Genomic DNA, 22,156 nt, shown 5'->3' with positions numbered 1-22,156 from the left:
AGACCGGGATGAAGCGTCAGCGGGTTCGTCTGGGCGTCAATATCGACCACGTCGCCACGGTCCGCAACGCGCGCGGCGGCGCTCATCCCGATCCGGCCCGCGCGGCCGAGGCGGCGCTGGCGGCCGGCGCCGACGGCATCACCGCTCACCTGCGCGAGGACCGCCGTCACATCACCGACGCCGACATCGACGTGCTGACGGCCCTGTGCCGCCGCGCGGACAAGCCGCTGAACTTCGAGATGGCGGTGACGGAGGAGATGCTGGCCATCGCCCTGCGCCACCGCCCGCACGCCGCCTGCCTAGTGCCAGAACGGCGCGAGGAAGTGACGACCGAGGGCGGTCTAGCCGTCGCCGGTCACGAAGCGCGCATCGCCCCGGTGGTGAAGGCCCTGTCCGACGCCGGCATCCGCGTCAGCCTGTTCATCGAACCGTCCGAGGATCAGGTCGAGGCCGCCGCCGCCGTCGGCGCCCAGGTGGTCGAGTTCCACACCGGCCGCTATTGCCACCTGACCGACCCGGCCGAGCGCGCGGTCGAGTTCGACCGTCTGGCCGCCGCCGCCGCCCAGGCCGACATTCTGGGGCTGGAGGTCCATGCGGGGCACGGCCTCGACTTCGCGACGGCGAGCGAGGTTCTGGCAGTCCGCGAGATCGTCGAACTGAATATCGGCCACTTCCTGATCGGCGAAGCGGTCTTCGTCGGCCTGGACGCCGCCATCCGTCGGATGCGCGCGGCCATGGACGAGGCCGTGTCATGATCATCGGCGTCGGCGCCGACCTGTCGGACATCCGGCGCATCCAGGCGTCGCTGGACCGCTTCGGCGACCGTTTCAAGCAGCGCGTCTTCACCGAACTGGAGCGCACCCGCTCGGACCGCAAGGCCGATCCGGCGTGGAGCTACGCCAAGCGGTTCGCCGCCAAGGAGGCCTGCGCCAAGGCCCTGGGCACCGGGATGCGGTCCGACGTCTACTGGCGCGACATGGGGGTGGTGAACCTGCCGTCCGGCCAGCCGACCCTGGCCCTGACCGGCCACGCGGCCGAGCATCTGGCCCGCCTGACCCCGCCGGGGCATGAGGCGCGCATCCATCTGACCCTGAGCGACGAACATCCCTATGCGCTCGCTTTCGTGGTGATCGAGGCCCTGCCCAAGGTCTGACGCCGCCGCGAAGGTTGCGGTTCCTTCATCATCCAGAGTCTTGCTCGCAGCGGTTTCAGCGACTACGCCTCGACCTTCAAACCCCGCGTTCGGCGGGGGATTCGAGCAGACGATGAGCGACGACCCCAAGGCGAACGGCGGAGCGGCCAATCCAGCCCTCGATCCGGCTGACCAACGGCCGATCTGGAGCGACGACGGCGACGCGCCCTTCGACATGGGGGACGACCCCGAAGCCCTCGACAGCGAGACCCCGATCTATGCGCCCCGGCGCTCCAGGAAGGCCAAGCGAGTGAAGAAAGAAAAGTCCGCGAGCAACGAAACGGTCGAGATCATCAAGACCGTCGTTTTCGCCCTGCTGATCGCGCTGGTGCTGCGTGTGCTGCTGTTCCAGCCCTTCACCATCCCGTCGGCCTCGATGGAGCCGAACCTGTACGAAGGCGACTACATCGTCGTGTCGAAGTGGTCGTACGGCTATTCCAAACACTCGATCCCATTCAGCCCGCCGGTGTTCAACGGCCGCATCCTGGGCAAGGCGCCCGCGCGCGGCGACATCGCCGTGTTCAAGCTGCCGCGCGACAACAAGACCGACTACATCAAGCGCGTGATCGGCCTGCCGGGCGACAAGGTGCAGATGATCGCCAACAAGCTCTACATCAACGGCGCGCCGGTGCAGGACGTGGTGGTCAGCCGCGCCCAGATGGCCGACATGTTCGGCCCGCGCTCGGTGACGCAGGTGCGCGAGACCCTGCCGGGCGGCAAGAGCTTCATGACGCAGGACTTCGGCCCCGGCGGCGATCTGGACGACACGCCGCTGTATGAGGTTCCGGCGGGCCACTATTTCATGATGGGCGACAACCGCGACAACTCGATCGACAGCCGCGTCGAGATGTCGGCGGGCGTGGGCATGGTCCCGGCCGAGAACCTTGTCGGCAAGGCCGAGATCATCATGTTCTCGTGGACGCCGGGCGCCTCGCTGTTCAACCCGGTCAGCTGGTTCGCCAATGTGCGCTTCAGCCGGTTCTTCAAGATCCTCGACTGATGGCCGGCGGACGCACGAACGTGCGCGCCGAGGCCGTGGGGGCCCTGCGTCGTCGTCTGGGGCATGATTTCGCCGAGCCCGAGCTGCTGGAACGCGCCCTGACCCATTCCAGCGTGGGCGAAGGCGCAGGCCCGCAGGTTCCCGCCGACAACGAGCGGCTGGAGTTCCTGGGCGACCGGGTGCTGGGCCTGCTGGTGGCCGACCGCCTGGTGCGCGACTTTCCTGCGGCGGATGAGGGGCGGCTGTCGGCCCGCCTGCACGCCCTGGTGGACAAGAGCGCCTGCGCTCGCGTGGGCGAGCGGCTGGGCGTCGGCGACGCCCTGCGCCTGTCTCCGGGCGAGACCAAGACCGGCGGCCGCAGAAAGGCCGGAGTCATCGCCGATGCTGTTGAGGCGATCCTGGCGGCCGTCTATCGCGACGGAGGCCTGATCGCGGCTCAGGCCGTGTTCGAGCGCGCCTGGGCCGAGGAACTGGCGGCGCCTCCCGCGCCGGCCATCACCAATCCCAAGTCCGCCCTGCAAGAATGGGCGCAGGGCCAGGGCCGTCCGCTGCCGACCTATGCGGTGGTCCAGCGCACCGGTTCGGACCACGCGCCGACCTTTACGGTCGAGGCGACGGTGACCGGCTATGAACCCGCCCGAGCCCAAGGGCGTTCGCGACAGGAGGCGGAAAAGGCCGCCGCCGTCGCTCTTTTGAAACGTGAAGGCGTGATTTGACCGAAACTCCCGAAACCACCGAGATCAGCAACCAGCACGCGGGCTTCGCCGCCATCATCGGCGCGCCCAATGCGGGCAAGTCGACGCTGGTGAACCGGTTGACGGGCTCCAAGGTCTCCATCGTCACCCAGAAGGTGCAGACGACGCGCTTTCCCGTGCGGGGCATCGCCATCGAGGGCGACGCCCAGATCGTGCTGGTGGATACGCCCGGCGTCTTCACCCCGCGCCGCCGTCTGGACCGCGCCATGGTCGCCTCGGCCTGGGCCGGGGCGCAGGACGCCGACGTGGTCGTCCACCTGGTCGACGCCCAGTCGCACATCGACGCGGAAGGCCGCGAAGGCACGCCCGCCGACCGCCGCTCGGCCGAGGACACCGAGACCATCATCGCCAATCTGAAGGCGACCGACACCAAGGTCATCCTGGCGCTGAACAAGATCGACGGGATGCGCCGGGACACCCTGCTGGCCCTGTCGCAGCGCCTGTTCGAAACGGGCGTCTATTCCGAGGTCTTCATGATCTCGGCGCTCAGCGGCGACGGCGTGGACGATCTGAAGGCCCGTCTGGCCAAGGCTATGCCCGAGGGGCCGTGGCTCTATCCCGAAGACCAGTCGGCGGACGTGCCGCTGCGCGTTCTGGCCGCCGAGATCACGCGAGAGAAGGTGTATCTGCGCGTCCACGAGGAACTGCCCTATTCGGCGGCGGTCGAGACGACCAGCTTCGAGGACCGCGCCGACGGCTCGGCGCGCATCGAACAGACCATCTATGTCGAGCGTGAAAGCCAGCGCCCGATCGTGCTGGGCAAGGGCGGCCAGACCCTGAAATGGATCGGCCAAAAGGCGCGAGAGGAGCTGATCGAGATACTGGATCGCCCCGTTCACCTGTTTTTGACCGTCAAAGTCGATCCGAAGTGGCAAGACTCGAAGGCATTGTACGCCCAGTTCGGCCTGGAGTTTGACGTCTAGTACCGTGTTCATCGTTCCCAAGACTGCGGGCGGCAGGCCCTGGTTCCTCGGCTCTCTCGTCGCCGCCGGCCTGATTTCGGCCGGGGCGGGGGCCTGGTTCCTGAACGCCGTCGCGCCGGAGACCCAGGCGGCTGTCGTCTATCAGTCGGACCTGCCCAAGCGACCGCCCGTCGAGGTGGTTGAGGCTCTGCCGCAGTTGAAGGAACGGTTGGATCATCTGGCCGCGACCAAGCAGTTCACCGGCGCGGTCCTGGTGTCGAAGGGCGGTCAGGTCCTGTTCCGTCAGGTCTACGGCAAGGCGAACTATGAGCAGGACACCCCCTTCGCCCTGGACACCCGTTTCCGCCTGGCGTCGGTGTCCAAGCAGTTCACCGCCGTCGCTGTCCTGAAGCTTCAGGACGAGGGCAAGCTGTCGGTCGACGATCCCGTCTGCAAATGGATCGAGCCGTGCCCGGACGCCTGGCGGCCGCTGCGCATCCATCACCTGCTGTCGCACACTTCGGGTATCCCGGACCTGATGGCCCAGGCCGAGTGGGGCCGTATTCGGGTCACCCATCGTACGCCGCAGGAGCTGACCGAGACCTCGGCCCGCTATGGCCTGCAGTTCGAACCGGGAACAAAGGTTCGCTACAACAACGCCGCCTTCAATCTGGCGGCCGAGATCGTGTCGAAGGCCAGCGGCCAGCCGTTCGAGACCTATCTGGAGCAGGCCATTCTCAAGCCCCAGGGCCTGAAGGACACCGGCTCCGACGTAAACGACGACGCCCAGGGCCTGGCCATGGGCTACGGCCTGTTCCCGGCGGGTCTGACGCCGCAGCCCATCGCCAACGTCAGCGTGGTGGCCGGCGCCGGGGCCCTGTATTCGACGCTGGACGACATGCTGGCCTGGAACCGCGCCCTGCATCAGGGCCATATCCTGAGCGACAAGGCCTATGCCGATCTGATCGCCGACCACGCCCCGGACGACATGCCGGAGCGGCGCGGCCCGCACCGGGCCTATGGCTACGGCCTCTATGTCAGCGCCTTGGGCGAGCGGACTTCTTCGCCGTTCAGCGACCGCCAGATTTACCACACCGGCAGCTGGGCGGGCTTCCGTAACCTGGTGTCCTATCAGCCGGATCAGGAGGTGACGGTGGTGGTGCTGTCCAACAACTACCACCTGCGCGACCTGGTGCTGTTGATCAATCAGCAGGCCATGGCCGAGGCCCTCGGCCGCCCGTTCCCCGCTGCGCTCAGCCGCTGAGGCCTAGGCGCAGGAAGCTCATCAGGCGCGGGTCGTCGCAGTGGGTCACATTGACCCGCATGAAGCGGCTGGCCGTCTGTGAGGGGCTGAATACGTCGCCGGGCGCCAGGACGATGTCCTCCTTCAGCGCGGCGCGCGCCAAGTCGGCGGAATCGATTTCGCCGGGCAGTCGGCACCAAAGATTGAAGCCGCCGCGCGGCTCGATCCAGGGTTCGACGCCGATGGATCTCAGGCGGGCGATCACCTCGCGGCGCTTTCGCGCCAGGCGTCGATGAACCTCGTCCAGATGCTTGCGATAGCCGCCCCCGGCCAGGACGTGGGCGATGGCCTCGGCCGCCACCGGACTGGCGCCGACAAAGCCCGTCGCCACCTGAAGATCGGCCAGGTCCGAAATCCGGTCGACGCGCGCCGCGATGTAGCCGCAGCGCAGGGAGGCCGACAGCGTCTTGGAGAAGCTGCCGATGCGGATGACCCGGTTCAGCCCGTCCAGCGCCGCCAGTCGGGTGGTGGGCTCGGGCTCCAGATCGGCGAAAAGATCGTCCTCGATGATGGTGAGGTCATGCGCGGCGGCCAGATTCAGCAGGCGGTGCGCCGTCTGGGGCGCGATGCCGGCGCCGGTCGGGTTCTGAAGCCCGGCGTTGGTCAGATAGAGCCGGGGCGATGCCTGCTTCAGTACGGTCTCGAACCGTTCGACGTCAGGGCCTGTGGGCGTGTAGGGGACGCCGACGACCTGGACCTGATGCGCGCGCAGCAGGGCGCGGAAGTTGAAGTAGCAGGGATCGTCCACCACCACCGTATCGCCGGGCCGCAGCAGATAACGGCACGTCAGATCGACGGCATGGGTGCCGGAGCCGGTCAGCAGCACCTGATCCTGGCCGAGTTGCAGCCCCTCGGTCGCCAGACGACCCAGAAGGATGCGGCGCAGCGCCCTCGAGCCGAGCACGCCGCCATAGTCGGTCAGAAGGGCGTCGTCCGCCCGCGCGACGGCGCGCAGGGCCTTGCGCAGCGCCTCGGTCGGCATCCAGTCGGCGGGCAGCCAGCCGCAGCCGGGCTTGAGGGCCTCCGGCGGCGCCTCCAGCGACTGGCGCGACACCCAGAAGGGATCGACGGCGCGATCGTGCAGGCCGGGATCGACCGCAAAACTGAGCGGAGGCAGGGCGGCGCCCGAAACGTAGAAGCCTGATCCCGGCCGGGCGCGGATCAGCCCCTCGGCCGCCAGCCGGTCATAGGCCTCGACGACGGTTGAAGGCGAAACCGCCATGGTCTCGGCGAAACGCCGGATCGACGGCAGGCGGTCGCCGGGGGCCAGGCTGCGCCCGGCGATACGGGTGCGAATGGCTTCCATGACCTCGGTGGTGCGTGTGCTGCGGGACAACCGTGCCGGCTCCATAACCCATACAGTTCGGCAGAAGCGTATCGATCTGTGGCTGCCTTCGCCAGCGCCGGGAGTCCAATCAGGCGGCGAAGAGGAAGACGGAATGGACACGGCGAAACAGAAACGCATCGACGGCCTGATCTGCGGGCTTCTGGGGGTGCTGATCTTCAGCGGTTCGCTGCCCGCGACGCGGGTGGCGGTGGCGGACCTGTCGCCGCTGTTCCTGACGGGCGCGCGGGCGGTCATCGCGGCGGCGCTGGCGGGGCTGGTGCTGTTAGCCACGCGGCAGGCGCGGCCGGACCGGCGCGATCTGATGTCGCTGGCGGTGATCGCGGTCGGGGTGGTGGTCGGTTTCCCCCTGCTGTCGGCCCTGGCGCTGCAGCATATGACCTCGGCCCGGTCGATCGTCTTCATCGGCCTGCTGCCGCTGTCCACGGCCATCTTCGGCGTCATGAGAGGCGGGGAGAGGCCGCGCCCGCTGTTCTGGCTGTTCTCCGGTCTGGGCAGCGCCACGGTGATCGGTTTCGCCTTCAGCAGCCACGGCGACGGATCATGGACCAGCGACCTGCTGATGCTGGCCTCCATCGTCATCTGCGGTCTGGGCTATGCCGAGGGCGGCATACTGGCGCGGCGTCTGGGCGGCTGGCAGGTCATCTGCTGGGCGCTGGTGCTGTCGGCGCCGATCATGCTGGTAGTGGCGGCGCTGGACCTGCCCGCCGACTGGAGCGCCATAGGGACGCCTGCGTGGGTGGGGCTGGCCTATGTCTCGGTCTTCTCGATGCTGATCGGCTTCATCTTCTGGTATCGCGGCCTGGCGATGGGCGGCATCGCCAGCGTCGGGCAGCTTCAACTGCTCCAGCCCTTCTTCGCCCTGGCGCTGGCGGGGCTGGTGCTGCGCGAGGCCGTGCCGTGGACCATGGTCGCGGCGGCCGCCCTGACGGTGGCCAGCGTCGCTGTGGCCCGCCGCTATGCCTGAGACGGGCGGGTCAGGCCTTCATCGACCCCGTTTCGATGTAGCGCTGGTGCCACGACAGCGCCTCGGTCAGCAGGTGCGGCGACTGCAGGCCGTATGACCCTTCCAGCGCGCGGTCGTAATAGTCCTTCAGCGCGTCGCGATAGTCGGGGTGGGCGCAGTTGGCGATGATGACCCGCGCGCGCTGCTTGGGCGACAGGCCGCGCAGGTCGGCCAGACCCTGTTCCGTGACGATGACCTGCACGTCCTGGGTGATGTGGTCGACGTGGCTGGCCATGGGGACGATGGCCGAGATCTTGCCGCCCTTGGCTGTCGACGGCGTGACGAAGCAGGAAATATAGGCGTTGCGCGCAAAGTCGCCCGAGCCGCCGATGCCGTTCTGGATGCGCGAGCCCATGACGTGGGTCGAGTTGACGTTGCCGTAGATGTCCGCCTCGATCAGGCCGTTCATGGCGATACAGCCCAGACGGCGGATGATCTCCGGGTGGTTCGAGATTTCCTGCGGGCGCAGGATGATCTTGCCGCGGAACTGCTCCATCCGGCTGTTCAGATCGGCGGCGGCCTCGGGGCTGAGCGAGAAGGCGGTGGCCGAGGCGACGGTCAGCTTGCCCGAGTCCAGCAGGTCCAGCATCCCATCCTGCAGCACCTCCGTATAGGCGGTCAGGTTCTCGAAAGGACTGTCCTGAAGGCCGGCCAGCACGGCGTTGGCGACATTGCCCACGCCCGATTGCAGCGGCAGCAGATGGGCGGGCAGGCGGCCCAGCTTCACCTCGTGCTGCAGGAACTCGATCAGGTGGCCGGCGATGGCCGTGGCGCTGGCGTCGGGCGCGGCGAAGGGCAGGTTGCGGTCGGGGCTGTCGGTCTCGACGATGGCGGCGATCTTTGACGGGTCGACGCGGAACACTGTCTCGCCGATCAGGTCGGTCGGTTTGGTCAGGGGGATCGGCACGCGTGCGGGCGGCAGGGCCGTGCCGTAATAGATGTCGTGCATCCCCTCCAGCGCCGCATTCTGCCAGCTGTTGACCTCCAGGATGATGCGGTCGGCGCGGTCCAGCCAGGTCTTGTTGTTGCCGATGGAGGAGGAGGGGATCAGCGCCCCGTCCTCGCGGATGCCCGACACCTCGACCACCGCCGTCTCCAGCGGGCCGAGGAAGCCTTGCCAGGCGACCGGCGCCACCTGCGACAGGTGCATGTCCAGGTATTCCGTCTCGCCCTTGTTGATCTTCTCGCGGGCGATGGGGTCGGAGTTGTAGGGCAGGCGGAACTCGATGCCGTCGGCCTTGGCCAGGGCGCCGTCCAGTTCAGGCCCGGTCGAGGCGCCGGTCCAGACCTTCAGCCGGAACGGGTTGCCGGCTGCGTGCTCGGCCTCGATCCGCTCGGCCAGGGCCATGGGCACGACCTTGGGATAGCCCGAGCCGGTGAAACCGCTCATGCCCACGGTCGAGTTGGCCGGAATCAGGGCGGCGGCGTCCTGGGCGGACATGATCTTCGACTTGAGGGCGGCGTTACGGACGCGGGACATCGCAAACCTGACGACTGGAGCCGGGGAGGGCTCAAGGAACGACGCGGACATAGGCGCCGCATCACCCTGATTCCAATACGGCTTTGGTCGTAACACGCCGTGATCACAAAGGCGTTAGCCGTAGGATCTGTCCTCAGCGGACAGCGCCGTGATCGCCTGATCTTCGCCTTGCAGTCCATTGCGCGAGGCTTGGTTACTCGCCGAGCACGAAAAAACGCCGGAACTTTCGCCCCGGCGTTTCTGCATTTCGCGTTGTGCGACGGCTTAGCCGCGCTGGGCCAGCGGCACGTAGTCGCGCTCGGTCGGGCCCGTGTACAGCTGGCGCGGACGGCCGATCTTCTGCGACGGATCGGCCATCATTTCCTGCCATTGGGCGATCCAGCCCACGGTGCGGGCCAGGGCGAACAGCACGGTGAACATGGTGGTCGGGAAGCCCATGGCCGACAGGGTGATGCCTGAATAGAAGTCGACGTTCGGGAACAGCTTGCGCGAGGTGAAATACTCGTCCTGCAGGGCGACGGCCTCAAGTTCCTTGGCGACCTGGAACAGCGGGTCGTTCTCGCGGCCCGTGGCGGCCAGAACCTCATAGGCCGACTGCTGCATGACCTTGGCGCGCGGGTCGTAGTTCTTGTACACGCGGTGGCCGAAGCCCATCAGCTTGTACTTGCGGGCCTTCACGCCCTCGATAAACTCGGGGATGCGGTCCGGGGTGCCGATTTCCTTCAGCATGTTCAGCGCCTCTTCGTTGGCGCCGCCGTGCGACGGGCCCCACAGGCAGGCGATGCCGGCGGCGATACAGGCGAACGGATTGGCGCCCGACGAACCGGCCAGGCGGACGGTCGAGGTCGAGGCGTTCTGTTCGTGATCGGCGTGCAGGATGAAGATGCGGTCCATGGCGCGCACCAGGGCCGGGTCGACCTGATAGTCCTCGGCCGGGACGGCGAAGCACATGCGCAGGAAGTTCTCGGCGTACGACAGGTCGTTGCGCGGCGAGATGAAGGGCTGGCCGATGTGATATTTATAGGCGCGGGCCGCGATCGTCGGCATCTTGGCGATCAGACGGATGGCCGAGATGTTGCGCTGGACCGGGTCATGGATGTCCAGGCTGTCGTGATAGAAGGCCGACAGGGCGCCGACGGTGCCGACCATGATCGCCATCGGATGAGCGTCGCGACGGAAGCCTTCGAAGAAGCGGTCGAACTGGGCGTGCAGCATGGTGTGGCGCGTGACGCACTGCTCGAACTCTTCGAATTCGGCGGCGTTCGGCAGTTCGCCGTGCAGCAGCAGGTGGCAGACTTCCAGGAAGTTGGACTTGGAGGCCAGTTGGTCGATGGGGTAGCCGCGGTGCAGCAGCACGCCTTCATCGCCGTCGATGTAGGTCAGACCCGATTCGCAGGCCGCCGTGGAGGTGAAGCCGGGATCGAAGGTGAAGGCGCCGGTTCCGCCGTACAGCTTGCGAATGTCGATGACGTCCGGGCCGGTCGAGCCGGAAAGGACGGGGAGCTCAACAGTCTTGTCCTGGTAGGACAGGGTCGCCGAGCCGGCAGGTTTCGCTTGTTCAGTCATCTAGGCCCCTTGTTCTTCCTTGGACCGGCGCGCGGGGAGGCGGGCGGCCTGAGTTGGTTATGGGTGATCACTTAGTCTGTTGCAGCGCATCATCCAAGCGCCCGAGGCTTTCGTCGCGTCCGAGCGCGCAAAGCGTGCGGGCGATATCGGGCGACGCCGAGCCAGCCGTCAAGGCAGCGCGCATGGAAGGGCCGATTTTTCCGAAGCCTACGCCTTCCTCCTGGGCGAAAACCTTAAGTTCCGCCTCCAAGGCGAAGGCGTCCCAGCTCTGGAAAAGACCCAGTCGTTCACGCAGTCGTGAGATTCGCAGCCCGCTTTCACCCTGCAGCAAAGCCGCTGATTTCTCGCTCAACGGGAGTGGACGCACCTGCAACACGAATGCCGTTTGGTCGGCGAGTTCCGGTATGGTCTTGGCGCGATCCTTGATGAAGGGCATGGCCCGCAGCAGCCGTTCCTCGTCATCCGGCTGCAGCGCGCGGCCGCGCGCCAGATGGGCGTCCAGCGTCAGCTTGGCCAGACGGTCGTCGTCGGCCAGGCGCAGCCAGTGGGCGTTGACGTGGGCCAGTTTGTCGAAGTCCAGGCGGGCGGGCGCCTTGTTGACTCCGGACAGGTCGAACCAGGCCAGGGCCTGCGCGTCGCTGAACAGCTCGTCGTCGCCGTGGGCCCAGCCCAGTCGGGCCAGATAGTTGCGCATGGCCTCGGGCAGATAGCCCATGTCGGCGTACTCATGCACCGCCTGGGCGCCGTGGCGCTTCGACAGCTTGGCGCCGTCCGGCCCGTGGATCAGGGGGATGTGGGCGAAGGTGGGCCGCGTCCAGCCCAGGGCGTCGTAGATCAGGCTCTGGCGGGCGGCGTTGTTCAGATGATCGTCGCCGCGGATGACATGGGTCACGCCCATGTCGTGGTCGTCCACCACCACGGCCAGATTGTAGGTCGGCGCTCCGTCCGAGCGGAGGATGACCAGATCGTCCAGCGATGCGGACTCCCAACGCACGGTTCCCTGCACCGCATCGTCGACCACGACAGCCTGATCCAGCGGTCGGCGGAAGCGCACCGTGTGCGGCTTCGCCAGATCGTCGACGCCGGGCTCGCGGTCGCGCCAGGGCGAGATGAAGTCGCGACCCTCGGCCTTGGCCTGGTCCCGCAGGGCTGTGGTCTCATCGGCCGTCAGGAAGTCACGATAGGCGTGGCCGGTCGCCAGCAGTTCATTGATCACCTCGCGGTGACGGTCGGCGCGCGCGAACTGGAAGACGGGCTCCTCGTCGCCGAACAGCTCCAGCCAGGACAGGCCGTCGAAGATCGCCTTCACCGCCTCGTCCGTCGAACGCTCGCGATCGGTGTCCTCGATGCGGATCAGGAATTTGCCGCCGCGTCCCTTGGCGTACAGCCAATTGAATAACGCGGTTCTCGCTCCGCCGATATGCAGGTAGCCTGTGGGCGAGGGGGCGAAGCGGGTGACGACGGTCGAGGAAGGGGAGGTCATAGAGGCAGGGTCCATAGGGCAGGGTCTTATACGCCCGCCCGTGGGGAAGCGAACCCTTATGGCCCGGTTAATTGACAGCCTGGGCGACGATGCGCGGTCCCAGGCGGATCGCTGGCCGCTGTGGTCATCCGTCTGCTTCGGGGCGGGATGCGGTTGCTACTTCATCCTGAAAGAGGAACCAGCGGCGTGGCCGCTGGCTGCGGCGGGCCTGGCGCTGTTGGGCCTCTGGCTTGTCGGTCGGGCGCGGGGGCTGCCGCGTGCTGCGACGCTGGTTTTGCTGATGCTGGCCTGTTTCAGCGGCGGCCTGGCGGTGGCCAAGCTGAGGGCCGAGGCGGTGGCGGCGCCCATCGCACCAGCGGACCTGGCGCCGACCCAGATCGAAGTGTGGGTGATGGACGTGGATTCGCCGGGCCAGAACGGCGCTCGCATCGTCGTGGCGCCGGTGCGGGTGCGCGGTCTGACGCCCGAGGCGACGCCCGAGCGGTTGCGCGTGACGGTGAAGGGCGCGCCGCCGCCGCCCGGCGCGGCTATCCGCGTCTTCGGCATCCTGAACCCGCCGCCGCCGCCCGCCAGTCCCGGCGCCTATGACTTTGGCCGCAACGCCTATTTCCAGGGCATGGGCGGGACGCTGTTCGCCCTGGGACCGACGCGCGCCGCCGATCTGGCACCGCCGCCCTGGCGGGTGCGGATGGAGATGAAGGTCAACGCCGTGCGCTTCGCCCTGGCCGAGCGGATCGTCGCGCGTCTGGGCGAGCGGACGGGCGGGGTGGCGGCGGCCATGACCACGGGGCACGAGACCTGGATCCAGAGCCCCGACCTGGACGCCATGCGGGATTCGGGACTGGCGCACATCCTGTCGATCTCGGGCCTGCATATGGCGGTCGTCGGGGGCTTCGTCTTCTTCACGGTGCGCCTGCTGGTGGCGACCTGGCCGTGGCTGGCGCTGCGCGTGTCGGGCAAGAAGGTCGCGGCGATCGCCGGTCTGGTTGCGGTCGGGACCTATCTGATCATCTCCGGCGCGCCGCCGCCGGCCGAGCGGGCGGCGGTCACGGCCTCCATCGCCTTCCTGGCCGTGTTGGCGGACCGGCAGGCCGTGACGATGCGGGCGCTGGCGGCGGCGGCCTTCGTGGTCCTGTTGCTGCGGCCGGAAGCCGTGGTGACGCCGGGGTTCCAGATGTCGTTCGCGGCGACGGCGGCTCTGGTCGCCCTGGTCGAGGTCTGGCCGCGTCGTATCCGCGAGTTCGCCGCGCCCTGGCCTATCGTCATGGTGCAGAGGTTCGGCAGCTGGCTGCTGGCCGCCTGCGCCGCCAGTCTGGTGGCGGGCATGGCGACCGGGCCGTTCGCCATGCAGCATTTCAATCGGACGGCCGTCTATGGGCTGATCGCCAACCTGGCGACGGCGCCGCTGGCGGACTTCATCATGATGCCCGCCTTGGCGCTGGGGGCGGCGCTGGAGCCTTTGGGACTTGGCGCGCCCTTCCTGTGGCTGGCAGGGAAGTCTGTGGACGCCATGCTGGCCATCGGCCACTGGGCGGCGAGTCTGCCCGGCGCGGTTCAGGCGATCCCCAGCGCTCCGGCGGCGGCCCTGCCGGTCGCCTTCCTGGGCATACTGTTCATGTGCCTGTGGCGCGGACGATGGCGATGGGTGGGCCTGCCGTTCGCGGCGGCGGTGCTGATCTGGCCGCGCCCGGCGCCGCCGGACGTGTGGATCGGCGACGGCGGGGCGAACGCGGCGTATCGGCAGGGGGAGCAGGCGGTCGTGATGCGGCCTGCTGTGCGTCAGTTCGCCAGCGACCTGTGGTCGCGACGGCGGGGGCTGGAAGCGGTGGGACGATCGAGCGAAGGCTGGACCTGCAAACGGTCCTTCTGCGCGCCGGAAGGCCGGGAGGGCGCGCTGGCCCTGTGGTGGGGCAAGGCGGCGCCGGGCGCGGAGCAGATGGATCAGATGTGCCGCAGCGCCGGGGTGGTCAGCGTGCGGGCCGCGGTAGGGATCCTGCCACCATCATGCGAGGGACGGCTGGTGCTGGACGGCGCCGATCATGCGCGCGGCGGCTCGGTGGAGCTGTGGCGGGACGAGGCGGGCGCCTGGCGCGCCCTATGGGCGGCGGAGGTGCGGGGACGGCGGCCGTGGAGCGGAGGCGGGACGAGGCGTTGACCCTCAACCCCGCTCATCCCGGCGTCCGCCGGGATGAGCGGAAGTGGGGATCAGTGATACCGGCGCAGAAGGCCGACCAGCTTGCCCTGGACCTCGACCTGGTCGGGGCCGAAGATGCGCGTCTCATAGGCGCTGTTGGCGGGTTCAAGCGCGATGGACTGGCCCTTCTTGCGCAGGCGCTTCAGCGTGGCTTCCTCGCCCTCGACCAGGGCCACGACGATCTCGCCCGAGGAGGCGTTCTCGACCCGCTTGATGATGACCGTGTCGCCGTCGAGGATGCCGGCCTCGATCATGGAGTCGCCCTCGATCTCAAGCAGGTAGTGCTCGCCCGCGCCCAGCATCGCCTCGGGGACGGGCAGGCGCTCGCGTTCGTGCTGGATGGCGGCGATGGGGGTGCCGGCGGCGATCTTGCCCAGCAGGGGCAGGTCGCGCACGTCGTTGGCGGCCTCGGCGACGGCCGGGCGAGGGTTCAGGCCGCCGCCCTGGATCACGTCGGGCTTGAAGGGCGCGCGGCCCTTGGCCGGGGCGGCGGTCGTCGCCTGTTCCGGCAGCTTCACCACCTCCAGCGCGCGGGCGCGGTGGGCCAGACGACGGATGAAGCCGCGTTCCTCCAGCGCCGTGATCAGGCGGTGGATGCCGGACTTGGACGCCAGGTCCAGCGCCTCCTTCATCTCGTCGAAGGACGGTGAAACGCCCGTCTCCCGGATGCGCTCATGAATGAACATCAGGAGTTCGTGCTGTTTCTTTGTGAGCATGGCGGCGAATCCAGAACAAGGCGTGAACCGTTCGTGATGTTCTGTAAGTGTTCTGGTTAAAAGTCAACTAACGCCACGCTGGCCCCCGCGCCCGTCGCCGGACGGACGCGGGGACAGGCTCTTACTGCGCCGTCGTGGTCGGGGCGCCGTCCTTGTACCGCTCGAACCACTCGATGATGGCGTTCATGCGGGCCGCGTTCTGGGACGGGCGGACGGCCAGGCTGTGGCCGACGCCGGGGATCTTCACCAGGGCCGTGGGCACGCCGCGCAGCTGCAGGGCGGTGTAGTACTGCTCCGACTCGCTGACCGGGGTGCGATAGTCCTCGTCGCCGACGACGACCATGGTCGGGGTCTTGACGTTGCCGACCAGCGACAGCGGCGACCGGCGCCAATAGGCCTCCGGGTTCTCCCACGGAAACTCGCCGAACCAGTAGCGGGCGAAGAAGGCGGGGTTGTCGCCCGTAAGCACGAAGCTGGCCCAGTCGATGACGGGCTTCTGGACCACGGCGGCCTTGAAGCGGTCGGTCTTGCCGACGATCCAGCTGGTCAGCACGCCGCCGCCCGAGCCGCCGGTGACGAATAGGCGGTTCGGATCGGCGACGCCCTGCGCGATGACGGCGTCGACGCTGCTGATCAGGTCGTCATAGTCGTTCGACGGATAGTTGTGGTGGATCAGGTTGGCGAACTCGTCTCCATAGGAGGTCGAGCCGCGGGGATTGACCGACAGGACGGCATAGCCCGCTGCGGCGAACAGCTGGTTGTCGGTGGCGAAGTGAGGGCCATAGGCGGCGAACGGGCCGCCGTGGATTTCCAGCACCAGGGGATAGCGCTGGCCCTCGACATAGTCGGCCGGCAGCGTCAGCCAGCTTTCGACCGTGCGTTGATCATGGGAGGAGGCGACCTGGACGCGACGCACCTCGCCCAGGCGGCGAGCGCCCAGGAAATCGGCGTTCAGCCGGGTCAGCTGGGTGCTGCGGCCGCTCTTCAGGACGTGGACGTCGGCCGGGCGGCTGGAATCGCCGCGCGTATAGGCGATGGCGCCGTCGTCGGCCACGGTGAAGCCGCCGCCGGTGTAGGGACGGCCGAAGTCGTCGCCGGTCAGATCTTCGATCAGGGTGGTGATCGCGCCGTCCAGCGACACGCGGGCGACCTTGGTGCGGCCCTGGTCGTCATAGGCGACATAGACCGAGCGGCCGTCGCGGCTCCACACCGGCGACTGGACCGAACGGTCGAGATCCCCGGTCAGGACGCGGCGGTTAGAGCCGTCGGCGTCCATCACATGAAGGCGAGTGTTGTGATAGCCCATCCGCTTGTCGTCATAGCCGAGGTAGGCGATGCGACGACCGTCGGGCGATGCGACGGGCGAATTGTCCGGCCCCGCGCGGTCGGTAAGGGCCGTCAGACCTCCCGTCTGCACGTCCAGGGCGTAGACTTCACTGTCGGCGGACTCGCGTTGCCAGTCGGCACGGCGGTTGGCGCTGAGGTAGATGGTGCGGGAATCGGCCGACCAGGACAGGCCGCCGCCGTGATTGAAGTCGCCATGGGTCAGCTGGCGCCCGCCGCCGCCCTGGGAGCCGACGACGAAAACGTGGCGGAAGCCGGGCTTCAGATAGCCCTGGCCGTCGGCGCGATAGGTGACGGTGTCGATGATCTCCAGCGGCGGAGCCCACTGGGCGCCTTCCGGCTTGACCAGCGCCGAGCCGATCTTGGGCTTTTCGCCGGGAACCAGGACGGAATAGGCCAATTGCTCGCCGTTGGGCGACCAGCTGACGCTGGACGGGGTGTTCGGCAGGTTGGTGACGCGGACCGATTCTCCCGACGCCATCCAGCGCACGAACAACTGCGGCGCGCCGCCTTCGGCGCTGGAGATGTAGGACAGGCGCGTGCCGTCCGGCGACCAGCGCGGCTGACGGTGCGAGCCGGCCGAGGCGATCAGCGGCGCGTGGCGGCCGGTCTTCACGTCGATCAGCCAGATGGTCGGGCGCATCCGGTCGGTCATGATGTCAGCCGTCTGGCGAACATAGGCGATCTGCGCGCCGTCCGGACTGATCTGGGCGTCGGAGGCGACCTCCATGCCGAACAGGTCCTGGGCGGAGAAGAGACCGCGGTCGACGGCGGGCAGGGCGGGCGCGGCGACCGATGGCTCGGCGGTCTGGGCCATCGCCGGCGCATGGGCGCTCAGGATCAGGGCGCAGGCCGCCCAGGCGAACTTGTTCATATGAAACCCCCTCTGGTTCGGGAGGGATCATAGAAAGGCGAGAGGCCTCGGCAAGATAGGGAAAGGGCCGCCGGAACGAATCCGGCGGCCCTTTTGTGTTCGTGTTCCGAAGAAAAATCAGAACTTGAAGCTGGCCCGCAGCAGCAGGGTGTAGCGGACGTAGTCTTCCAGCAGTTCGGCGTCGCCGGTGATCGACAGCAGCCCCAGGTCGTTGCCGACGTTCAGGCGGAAGCCCAGGATCGGACCGCCGCCCTCGATGCTGGCGGGGTCCAGGGTGAAGGCGTCGCCGCCCGAAGCCAGGCGGGCGATGGTGGTGCCGGCGTCGACCGAGAAGTTCTGACGCCAGCCCAGGCGAACCTCGGGGCGAATCCAGCCGTCCTTGCCGAAGCCGTAGCCGATGTTCACGGCCGCCACGCCCGAGAAGATGTGGCCGTCGCGCTCATCGATATCGAGGTCGAAGCCGTCGCCGCCGCCCTGTTCGGTGCGGGCGTCCTCGCTCAGCGAGAAATATTCGACATAGGCCTCGGGGCGGATGTTCAGGCGCCCGAAGTGGCGTTCGTACGAAGCGCCGCCGGCGGCGGCCAGGGTGAAGCCGTGCCAGCTGGATTCGTTCTTCAGGTTGACGCCCTCGGCGACCAGCTTGCGCGTGGCGTTGAAGGAGGCGTAGCCGCCTGCGGCGCGCGCCCAGGTCGTCCAGTATTGGCCTTGGGCCCGCCAGTAGAGGCCCAGCTCCAGCAGGCTGGCCGACAGCACTTCCTCGGCCGCCGATTCCGGGTCTTCCAGATCCGACGAGGTGAAGGCGGCCGTCAGGCCGAAGGCGCCCATGTTGGTGCCGCGCTCGACGCCGCCGGCCAGGCCGAAGCCCTCGGAACGGAAGCCGTAGGTGTCGGTCTTGTCCTTGTCGGCGTAGAAGTTGATCTCCTGCACCCAGGCGCTGGTTTCGCCCGGCGCCGCGGCGGCGTTGCGGCCGGTCAGGGCGCGGGTCACGGCGTCGACGCCGCTGGCCAGCGACAGCAGCGGGCCGCCCGAGTGGTCGGGCAACAGCTGCTGATAGATGTGGAAGAAGCCGTCGCGGTCCGTCTGGTTCAGCATGGCCGCGCGGATCAGCTCATTGTCGGCCAGGCCGGCGTAGAGCACGTCATAGGCGGCGGCCTCGGCCTTGATCATGCCGGCCTCTTCCGCCGTGCGGCGACGGGCGTCGACCGTCAGCTTGCCGGCGGCTTCGTCGACGTTGGTGCTGACCACGAAGGCGTAGGGCGAGTTGGACTGCAGCACGTCCTGGTCGATGGCGCCGACGTTCAGGTCTCCCGCCTCGATGATGGTGAAGGACGTCGGGTCCTGAATCAGGGAGTTGAAGCGCACGCCCAGGCCCGCCCCGTCGGCCAGGTCGGCGCTGCCGCTGACCTTGAAGCCGCCGTTGGCGTCGTTGGCGGGGTCCAGGGTCACGATCAGGTTGCCGTCGGCGCCGACGTTCAGGTCGCTGACCTGAAGCTGGCCCGTATGGCGCGCATCCAGCGTGCCCTTGGAGATGTCGATGTCCAACTGGCCGTCGCCATTGGACAGCTTGCCGGTCACCACGGCGCCGCCGCTGATGGCCAGGCGGTCGGCGCCGGTTCCGAAGGAGATGTCGCCGTTCACCGTGCCGTTGCGGATGTCCAGCACATCGGCGCCCGAGCCCAGGCGGATCGCGCCCACGATGGCAGGCTCATTGGCGTCAGGCACCCCGTCGCCGTCGGCGTCCGGCAGCTTGTGATCGGGAATGACGACGCCGTCCTGGACCAGTGTGACGCCTGTGCTGTTGGCGCTGACGTCCACGGCGATGGCCGAGCCGGTCTGGGCCACATCCTTTTCGGGGCTGATGGCGGCCACGATCTTGCCGGTGTTGTTGATCGTGGTCAGCGTGCCGGATTCATCGCGCAGGGCGACCGCGTCGCCCTTGGAGCCGTTGACCCCCGCCGTCACCGAGCCGGAGTTGACGAAGGAGGCGACGTTGGCGCCCTGGTTGATCAGCACGCCGGCGGCGACATTGGCTTCCGAGCCGGCGGAGACGCTTTGAATCGCCCCCGAGTTGACGATGCTCGGCGCCGTGGCGCCCGCGCCGATCAGGACCCCCGTGCTGTCGCCCGTGTTCGCCGAAGAGGTGATCGTGCCCTGGTTGCGCAGCCCGCCGGCCAGGGTGACCGACTGGCCCGTGCCGCCGATCTGGACAGCGGTGGCGTCGACCTCCTTGTAGACGCCGGCCGCCTCGATAGTGCCCCGGTTGATCAGGCCATAGGCGTCGTCTCCGGTTCCCACCGGGCCCAGGCTGATGGCCTTGTCGGCTGAGCCGACCAGCACCGCCGGCGCGCCGCCGAACGAACGGATGGCGGCGGTCGTCTCCTGGGCGTCGGGAATACCGTCCTTGTCGCGGTCGGTGTCCTTCTTCTCTTCCTCGGTCGCGTCGTCAGGCAGGGGCGGGGGAGGGCCGTCGAAGACCACGCCGCCGGTGACGTCGCCCGCGATCCGGACGGCCGGGCCGCCCTGCAGCAGATCGTCGTCGTCGAGATTTTCGAGATAGGTCGCGCCCTCGCGCGGCTCGCCCGTCGTCGGCTTGCTGGGCGGCGCGGTGGTGTAGCGATAGCCGGTCGTATTGACCGCGCCCTGAATCTTGACCGCGCCGTCGACCGCGCCGTCGATAGCGACCCCGGTCGCGTTCTCGCCGACGGCGCTGACGCTGCCCAGGACAGTGACGTCGCCGGTGATGTCGCCGGTCGTGTGGATGCCGTAGGTGTCGTTGCCGACGACGCTGACCTGACCCTGGCTGAAGAGGTCGCCGGTCAACGGGGCCTCGACCGTCAGGCCCGAGGAATTATTGCCCTCGACCTTGATCGAACCGGACGATTCGATGCGGATGTCGCCGACCAGCGGAGCTGAGCCCGTGACGCGGACGCCGTGACGGTTCGTCCCGTCGGCGAACGGACCGTCCAGGTCACCGTCCTTGTCCTCGTCCTTATATTCCTCGATCGAGTCGGTGATGTTGATCGCGCCGCCGATGGTGACGTCGCCGGTGTTGCCGCCGTTGACCAGGATGCCCGTGGCGCCGTCGGCGGCCTTGAGCATGTCGATCTTGGACCCGGAATCCAGTTTCACGTCATTGCTGGAATCCAGCGTCACGGCGGCGCCTGACGTCACGGCGATCGAACCGCCGCTGGCCAGCCGCACATCGTCGCGCGCGCCGTTGTTGGCGGTCGAGGTGCTGACGGGCGTCGTCCGCGCGTTCGAAATGACCTGTTCGGCCTGAGCGCCGGACGCGACCAGCAGGGGGGCGATCGCAACGGCGCTCGCGAGCAGAATACGCATTCGTAAGAAACCCCTCGTGGTCGCACGCGCAAGGATTGAAGGCGCCCCTCCTAACAGGGTCCACGCCCGCACGCCCCAAGTTTCTCGAATTTGAGGCGAATGCAAGGCCCGGCCTATGCAGATGAAGCTGAACGGCGGATGAAAAGCGGCGGCGTGCGACCGGATTGCGACGCCCTCTTGAGCGTAGCGGTTCCAGGCGCTAGGGGCCGAAAGTGGCGGTGAAGATCAGCCGTGTCCGTCGCATCCAAAGCCGGAGCTTTAGCGTTAGCGTGAAGAACGACAGGCACAGGATCCATCGCATGAGCGCGAACCATATCGACGTCCAGGAAAGCGAACTGAGGCTGTTTCCCGGCCTGGACGAAGAGGTGGCCGACACCTTGCGAGCCACGAAGACCGCCGCCGCTGATTCCCGGCCGCGCCTGGTCGACACCACCATGTTGTTCGCGCCGCGCTCCGGCGGGGTGAAACGCTATCTCCTGTCGAAGAAGGCCTGGCTGGAGGGGTATCGGCCCGAGGTGGCGCACAACCTGGTCGTGCCGGGGGCGGGATACAGGATGGAGCCTGACGGCGTGGTCCGTCTTCATGCGCCCAAGCTGCCGTTCGGCGACGGCTATCGCTGGCCCAGTTCGGTGCGGCGCTGGGGCGCCTGGGTGTCGTCGCTCAATCCCTCGCTGATCGAGGCGGGCGATCCCTATACGCCCGGCCAGGGCGCGCTGGAGGCCGGCCAGAGGGTCGGCTGCCCGGTCGTCGGCTTCTGCCACTCGGACCCGGCGGCCCTGGCGGCCCTGCATTTCGGGGAATGGGCCAAGAAGCCGGTCGAAAAGCGGTGGGCCAGGCTGTTCTCCCAATTCGACCGCGTGGTCTCGCCCAGCCGTTTTATCGCGCAGCGCCTGGAAGAGGCGGGCGTGGGCGGCATTGTGATTCGTCCGCTGGGCGTCGAGGTGGACACCTTCCATCCCGACCGCCGCGATCGCGACTGGCTGTTGAAGAAGCTGGGCCTGGGCGCCGACGCCCGTTTGCTGTGTTTCGCCGGGCGGCCGGCCAAGGAGAAGAACGTCGGCGTCCTGATCGACGCGGTGCAGCGTCTGGGCGCGCCTTATCATCTGGTGCTGGTCGGCGCGGGGGCGGGGATGCCGCCTGAGGACCGGGTCATCTCCCTGCCTTACGAGAAGGATCCGCGCGCGGTGGCCCGCATCATCGCCAGCTGCGACGCCTTCGTGCACGCCAACGACAAGGAGCCGTTCGGCCTGATCGTGCTGGAGGCCATGGCCTGCGGCCGGGCCGTGGTGGGCGTCAACTCGGGCGGCGTGGCCGAGACGGTGGACGAGAGCGTCGGTCAGTTGGCCGTTTCCGCCGACCCGGTCGACTACGCGGCGGCCATTGAGGCCCTGTTCGCGCGCGACGTGGAGATCCTGGGGGCGGCGGCGCGGGTCAAGGCGGTCGAGCAGTTCGCCTGGAACCGCGTGTTCGAGGATCTGACCATGCTTTATGGCGAACTGACCGGGAAGGCTGAGTTCGTCACGCCGCGAGAGATGTTGCCGATCAACTAGGCGCCCGCCGCTGTCGCCCTCGGGCTCGTCCCGAGGGCTTAAGGCCGGACGTGGCGGAACAGACACGCGAAAGCTGCGTCTGGGTCGATCTCGATTGTCAGAAGAAA

At 68.0% G+C, this 22,156-nt stretch carries 16 protein-coding genes; 9 read left to right on the top strand and 7 right to left on the bottom strand.

Features of this window, described 5'->3' with window-relative positions:
* Nucleotides 1-8 precede the first annotated feature (8 nt).
* The 6 genes from ACWIDZ_RS01680 to ACWIDZ_RS01655 all read left to right on the top strand — a co-directional run bounded on the left by ACWIDZ_RS01680 (nt 9) and on the right by ACWIDZ_RS01655 (nt 5,113).
* Nucleotides 9-755: a pyridoxine 5'-phosphate synthase gene (locus ACWIDZ_RS01680; protein WP_453988494.1), complete on the top strand. Its 747-nt coding sequence runs from the start codon at nt 9-11 to the stop codon at nt 753-755.
* Nucleotides 752-1,153 carry a holo-ACP synthase gene (gene acpS / locus ACWIDZ_RS01675; protein ID WP_134580531.1) on the top strand — a complete coding sequence of 134 codons (402 nt, stop codon included), beginning with the start codon at nt 752-754 and terminating at the stop codon, nt 1,151-1,153. Before ACWIDZ_RS01680 ends, acpS begins: the two co-directional genes overlap by 4 nt.
* Nucleotides 1,154-1,265: 112 nt before the next feature.
* Nucleotides 1,266-2,192 (top strand): signal peptidase I, encoded by a 927-nt coding sequence (gene lepB, locus ACWIDZ_RS01670; protein ID WP_291774434.1) that lies wholly within the window; start codon nt 1,266-1,268, stop codon nt 2,190-2,192.
* Nucleotides 2,192-2,908, top strand: a complete 717-nt coding sequence (gene rnc, locus ACWIDZ_RS01665) for a ribonuclease III (RefSeq protein ID WP_453988495.1) — start codon at nt 2,192-2,194, stop codon at nt 2,906-2,908. Before lepB ends, rnc begins: the two co-directional genes overlap by 1 nt.
* The gene (gene era / locus ACWIDZ_RS01660; RefSeq protein ID WP_338578492.1) at nt 2,905-3,870 is read left to right on the top strand and encodes a GTPase Era; all 966 of its coding nucleotides are present in this window, start codon (nt 2,905-2,907) and stop codon (nt 3,868-3,870) included. The genes rnc and era overlap by 4 nt, the downstream gene beginning before the upstream one ends.
* Nucleotides 3,871-3,874: 4 nt before the next feature.
* Complete coding sequence (locus tag ACWIDZ_RS01655; RefSeq protein ID WP_343829560.1) at nt 3,875-5,113, top strand: serine hydrolase domain-containing protein; 1,239 nt, start codon at nt 3,875-3,877, stop codon at nt 5,111-5,113.
* Here ACWIDZ_RS01655 and ACWIDZ_RS01650 read toward each other — a convergent pair.
* Nucleotides 5,103-6,488 carry an aminotransferase-like domain-containing protein gene (locus tag ACWIDZ_RS01650; protein WP_453988497.1) on the bottom strand — a complete coding sequence of 462 codons (1,386 nt, stop codon included), beginning with the start codon at nt 6,486-6,488 and terminating at the stop codon, nt 5,103-5,105. The genes ACWIDZ_RS01655 and ACWIDZ_RS01650 overlap by 11 nt on opposite strands.
* A gap of 103 nt (nt 6,489-6,591) precedes the next feature.
* On the opposite strand from ACWIDZ_RS01650, the gene ACWIDZ_RS01645 reads away from it, so the two are divergent.
* On the top strand, nt 6,592-7,464 hold the full coding sequence (locus ACWIDZ_RS01645; RefSeq protein WP_453988498.1) for a DMT family transporter: 873 nt from the start codon (nt 6,592-6,594) through the stop codon (nt 7,462-7,464).
* 10 nt (nt 7,465-7,474) lie between these two features.
* Here the strand turns inward: ACWIDZ_RS01645 and ACWIDZ_RS01640 are convergent, their stop codons facing one another.
* From ACWIDZ_RS01640 to gltX, 3 genes are all read right to left on the bottom strand, one after another.
* Entirely contained in the window at nt 7,475-8,983 is a 1,509-nt protein-coding gene (locus tag ACWIDZ_RS01640; protein WP_453988499.1) for an acetyl-CoA hydrolase/transferase family protein, read from the bottom strand.
* Between the two features lie 264 nt (nt 8,984-9,247).
* Complete coding sequence (gene gltA / locus ACWIDZ_RS01635; protein WP_291774456.1) at nt 9,248-10,549, bottom strand: citrate synthase; 1,302 nt, start codon at nt 10,547-10,549, stop codon at nt 9,248-9,250.
* 67 nt (nt 10,550-10,616) lie between these two features.
* A complete protein-coding gene (gene gltX, locus ACWIDZ_RS01630) occupies nt 10,617-12,032 on the bottom strand; it encodes a glutamate--tRNA ligase (RefSeq protein ID WP_453988500.1) in 1,416 nt (471 codons plus the stop codon).
* A gap of 58 nt (nt 12,033-12,090) precedes the next feature.
* Here gltX and ACWIDZ_RS01625 point away from each other — a divergent pair, with 58 nt between their 5' ends.
* Nucleotides 12,091-14,187: a ComEC/Rec2 family competence protein gene (locus ACWIDZ_RS01625; protein ID WP_453988501.1), complete on the top strand. Its 2,097-nt coding sequence runs from the start codon at nt 12,091-12,093 to the stop codon at nt 14,185-14,187.
* A 50-nt stretch (nt 14,188-14,237) separates the two neighbouring features.
* On the opposite strand, the gene lexA is transcribed toward ACWIDZ_RS01625, so the two are convergent.
* The 3 genes from lexA to ACWIDZ_RS01610 all read right to left on the bottom strand — a co-directional run bounded on the left by lexA (nt 14,238) and on the right by ACWIDZ_RS01610 (nt 20,499).
* Nucleotides 14,238-14,942 carry a transcriptional repressor LexA gene (gene lexA, locus ACWIDZ_RS01620; protein WP_003164579.1) on the bottom strand — a complete coding sequence of 235 codons (705 nt, stop codon included), beginning with the start codon at nt 14,940-14,942 and terminating at the stop codon, nt 14,238-14,240.
* A gap of 121 nt (nt 14,943-15,063) precedes the next feature.
* The gene (locus tag ACWIDZ_RS01615) at nt 15,064-17,160 is read right to left on the bottom strand and encodes a S9 family peptidase (RefSeq protein WP_453988502.1); all 2,097 of its coding nucleotides are present in this window, start codon (nt 17,158-17,160) and stop codon (nt 15,064-15,066) included.
* A gap of 117 nt (nt 17,161-17,277) precedes the next feature.
* On the bottom strand, nt 17,278-20,499 hold the full coding sequence (locus tag ACWIDZ_RS01610) for an autotransporter outer membrane beta-barrel domain-containing protein (protein WP_453988503.1): 3,222 nt from the start codon (nt 20,497-20,499) through the stop codon (nt 17,278-17,280).
* Between the two features lie 299 nt (nt 20,500-20,798).
* Here ACWIDZ_RS01610 and ACWIDZ_RS01605 point away from each other — a divergent pair, with 299 nt between their 5' ends.
* Nucleotides 20,799-22,049, top strand: coding sequence for a glycosyltransferase (locus tag ACWIDZ_RS01605; protein ID WP_453988504.1), 1,251 nt, complete (start codon nt 20,799-20,801; stop codon nt 22,047-22,049).
* Nucleotides 22,050-22,156 lie beyond the last annotated feature (107 nt).

Source organism: Brevundimonas sp. NPDC055311, from assembly GCF_053645695.1.
This window is presented reverse-complemented; position numbering and strand designations above follow the sequence as displayed.

Excerpts from the sequence above, each read along its gene's own strand:
- ACWIDZ_RS01680 (WP_453988494.1), top strand. The coding sequence starts at position 9 with ATGAAGCGTCAGCGGGTTCGTCTGGGCGTCAATATCGACCACGTCGCC.
- acpS (WP_134580531.1), top strand. The coding sequence starts at position 752 with ATGATCATCGGCGTCGGCGCCGACCTGTCGGACATCCGGCGCATCCAG.
- lepB (WP_291774434.1), top strand. The coding sequence starts at position 1,266 with ATGAGCGACGACCCCAAGGCGAACGGCGGAGCGGCCAATCCAGCCCTC.
- rnc (WP_453988495.1), top strand. The coding sequence starts at position 2,192 with ATGGCCGGCGGACGCACGAACGTGCGCGCCGAGGCCGTGGGGGCCCTG.
- ACWIDZ_RS01645 (WP_453988498.1), top strand. The coding sequence starts at position 6,592 with ATGGACACGGCGAAACAGAAACGCATCGACGGCCTGATCTGCGGGCTT.
- ACWIDZ_RS01640 (WP_453988499.1), bottom strand. The coding sequence starts at position 8,983 with ATGTCCCGCGTCCGTAACGCCGCCCTCAAGTCGAAGATCATGTCCGCC.
- gltA (WP_291774456.1), bottom strand. The coding sequence starts at position 10,549 with ATGACTGAACAAGCGAAACCTGCCGGCTCGGCGACCCTGTCCTACCAG.
- gltX (WP_453988500.1), bottom strand. The coding sequence starts at position 12,032 with ATGACCTCCCCTTCCTCGACCGTCGTCACCCGCTTCGCCCCCTCGCCC.
- ACWIDZ_RS01625 (WP_453988501.1), top strand. The coding sequence starts at position 12,091 with ATGGCCCGGTTAATTGACAGCCTGGGCGACGATGCGCGGTCCCAGGCG.
- lexA (WP_003164579.1), bottom strand. The coding sequence starts at position 14,942 with ATGCTCACAAAGAAACAGCACGAACTCCTGATGTTCATTCATGAGCGC.
- ACWIDZ_RS01615 (WP_453988502.1), bottom strand. The coding sequence starts at position 17,160 with ATGAACAAGTTCGCCTGGGCGGCCTGCGCCCTGATCCTGAGCGCCCAT.
- ACWIDZ_RS01610 (WP_453988503.1), bottom strand. The coding sequence starts at position 20,499 with ATGCGTATTCTGCTCGCGAGCGCCGTTGCGATCGCCCCCCTGCTGGTC.
- ACWIDZ_RS01605 (WP_453988504.1), top strand. The coding sequence starts at position 20,799 with ATGAGCGCGAACCATATCGACGTCCAGGAAAGCGAACTGAGGCTGTTT.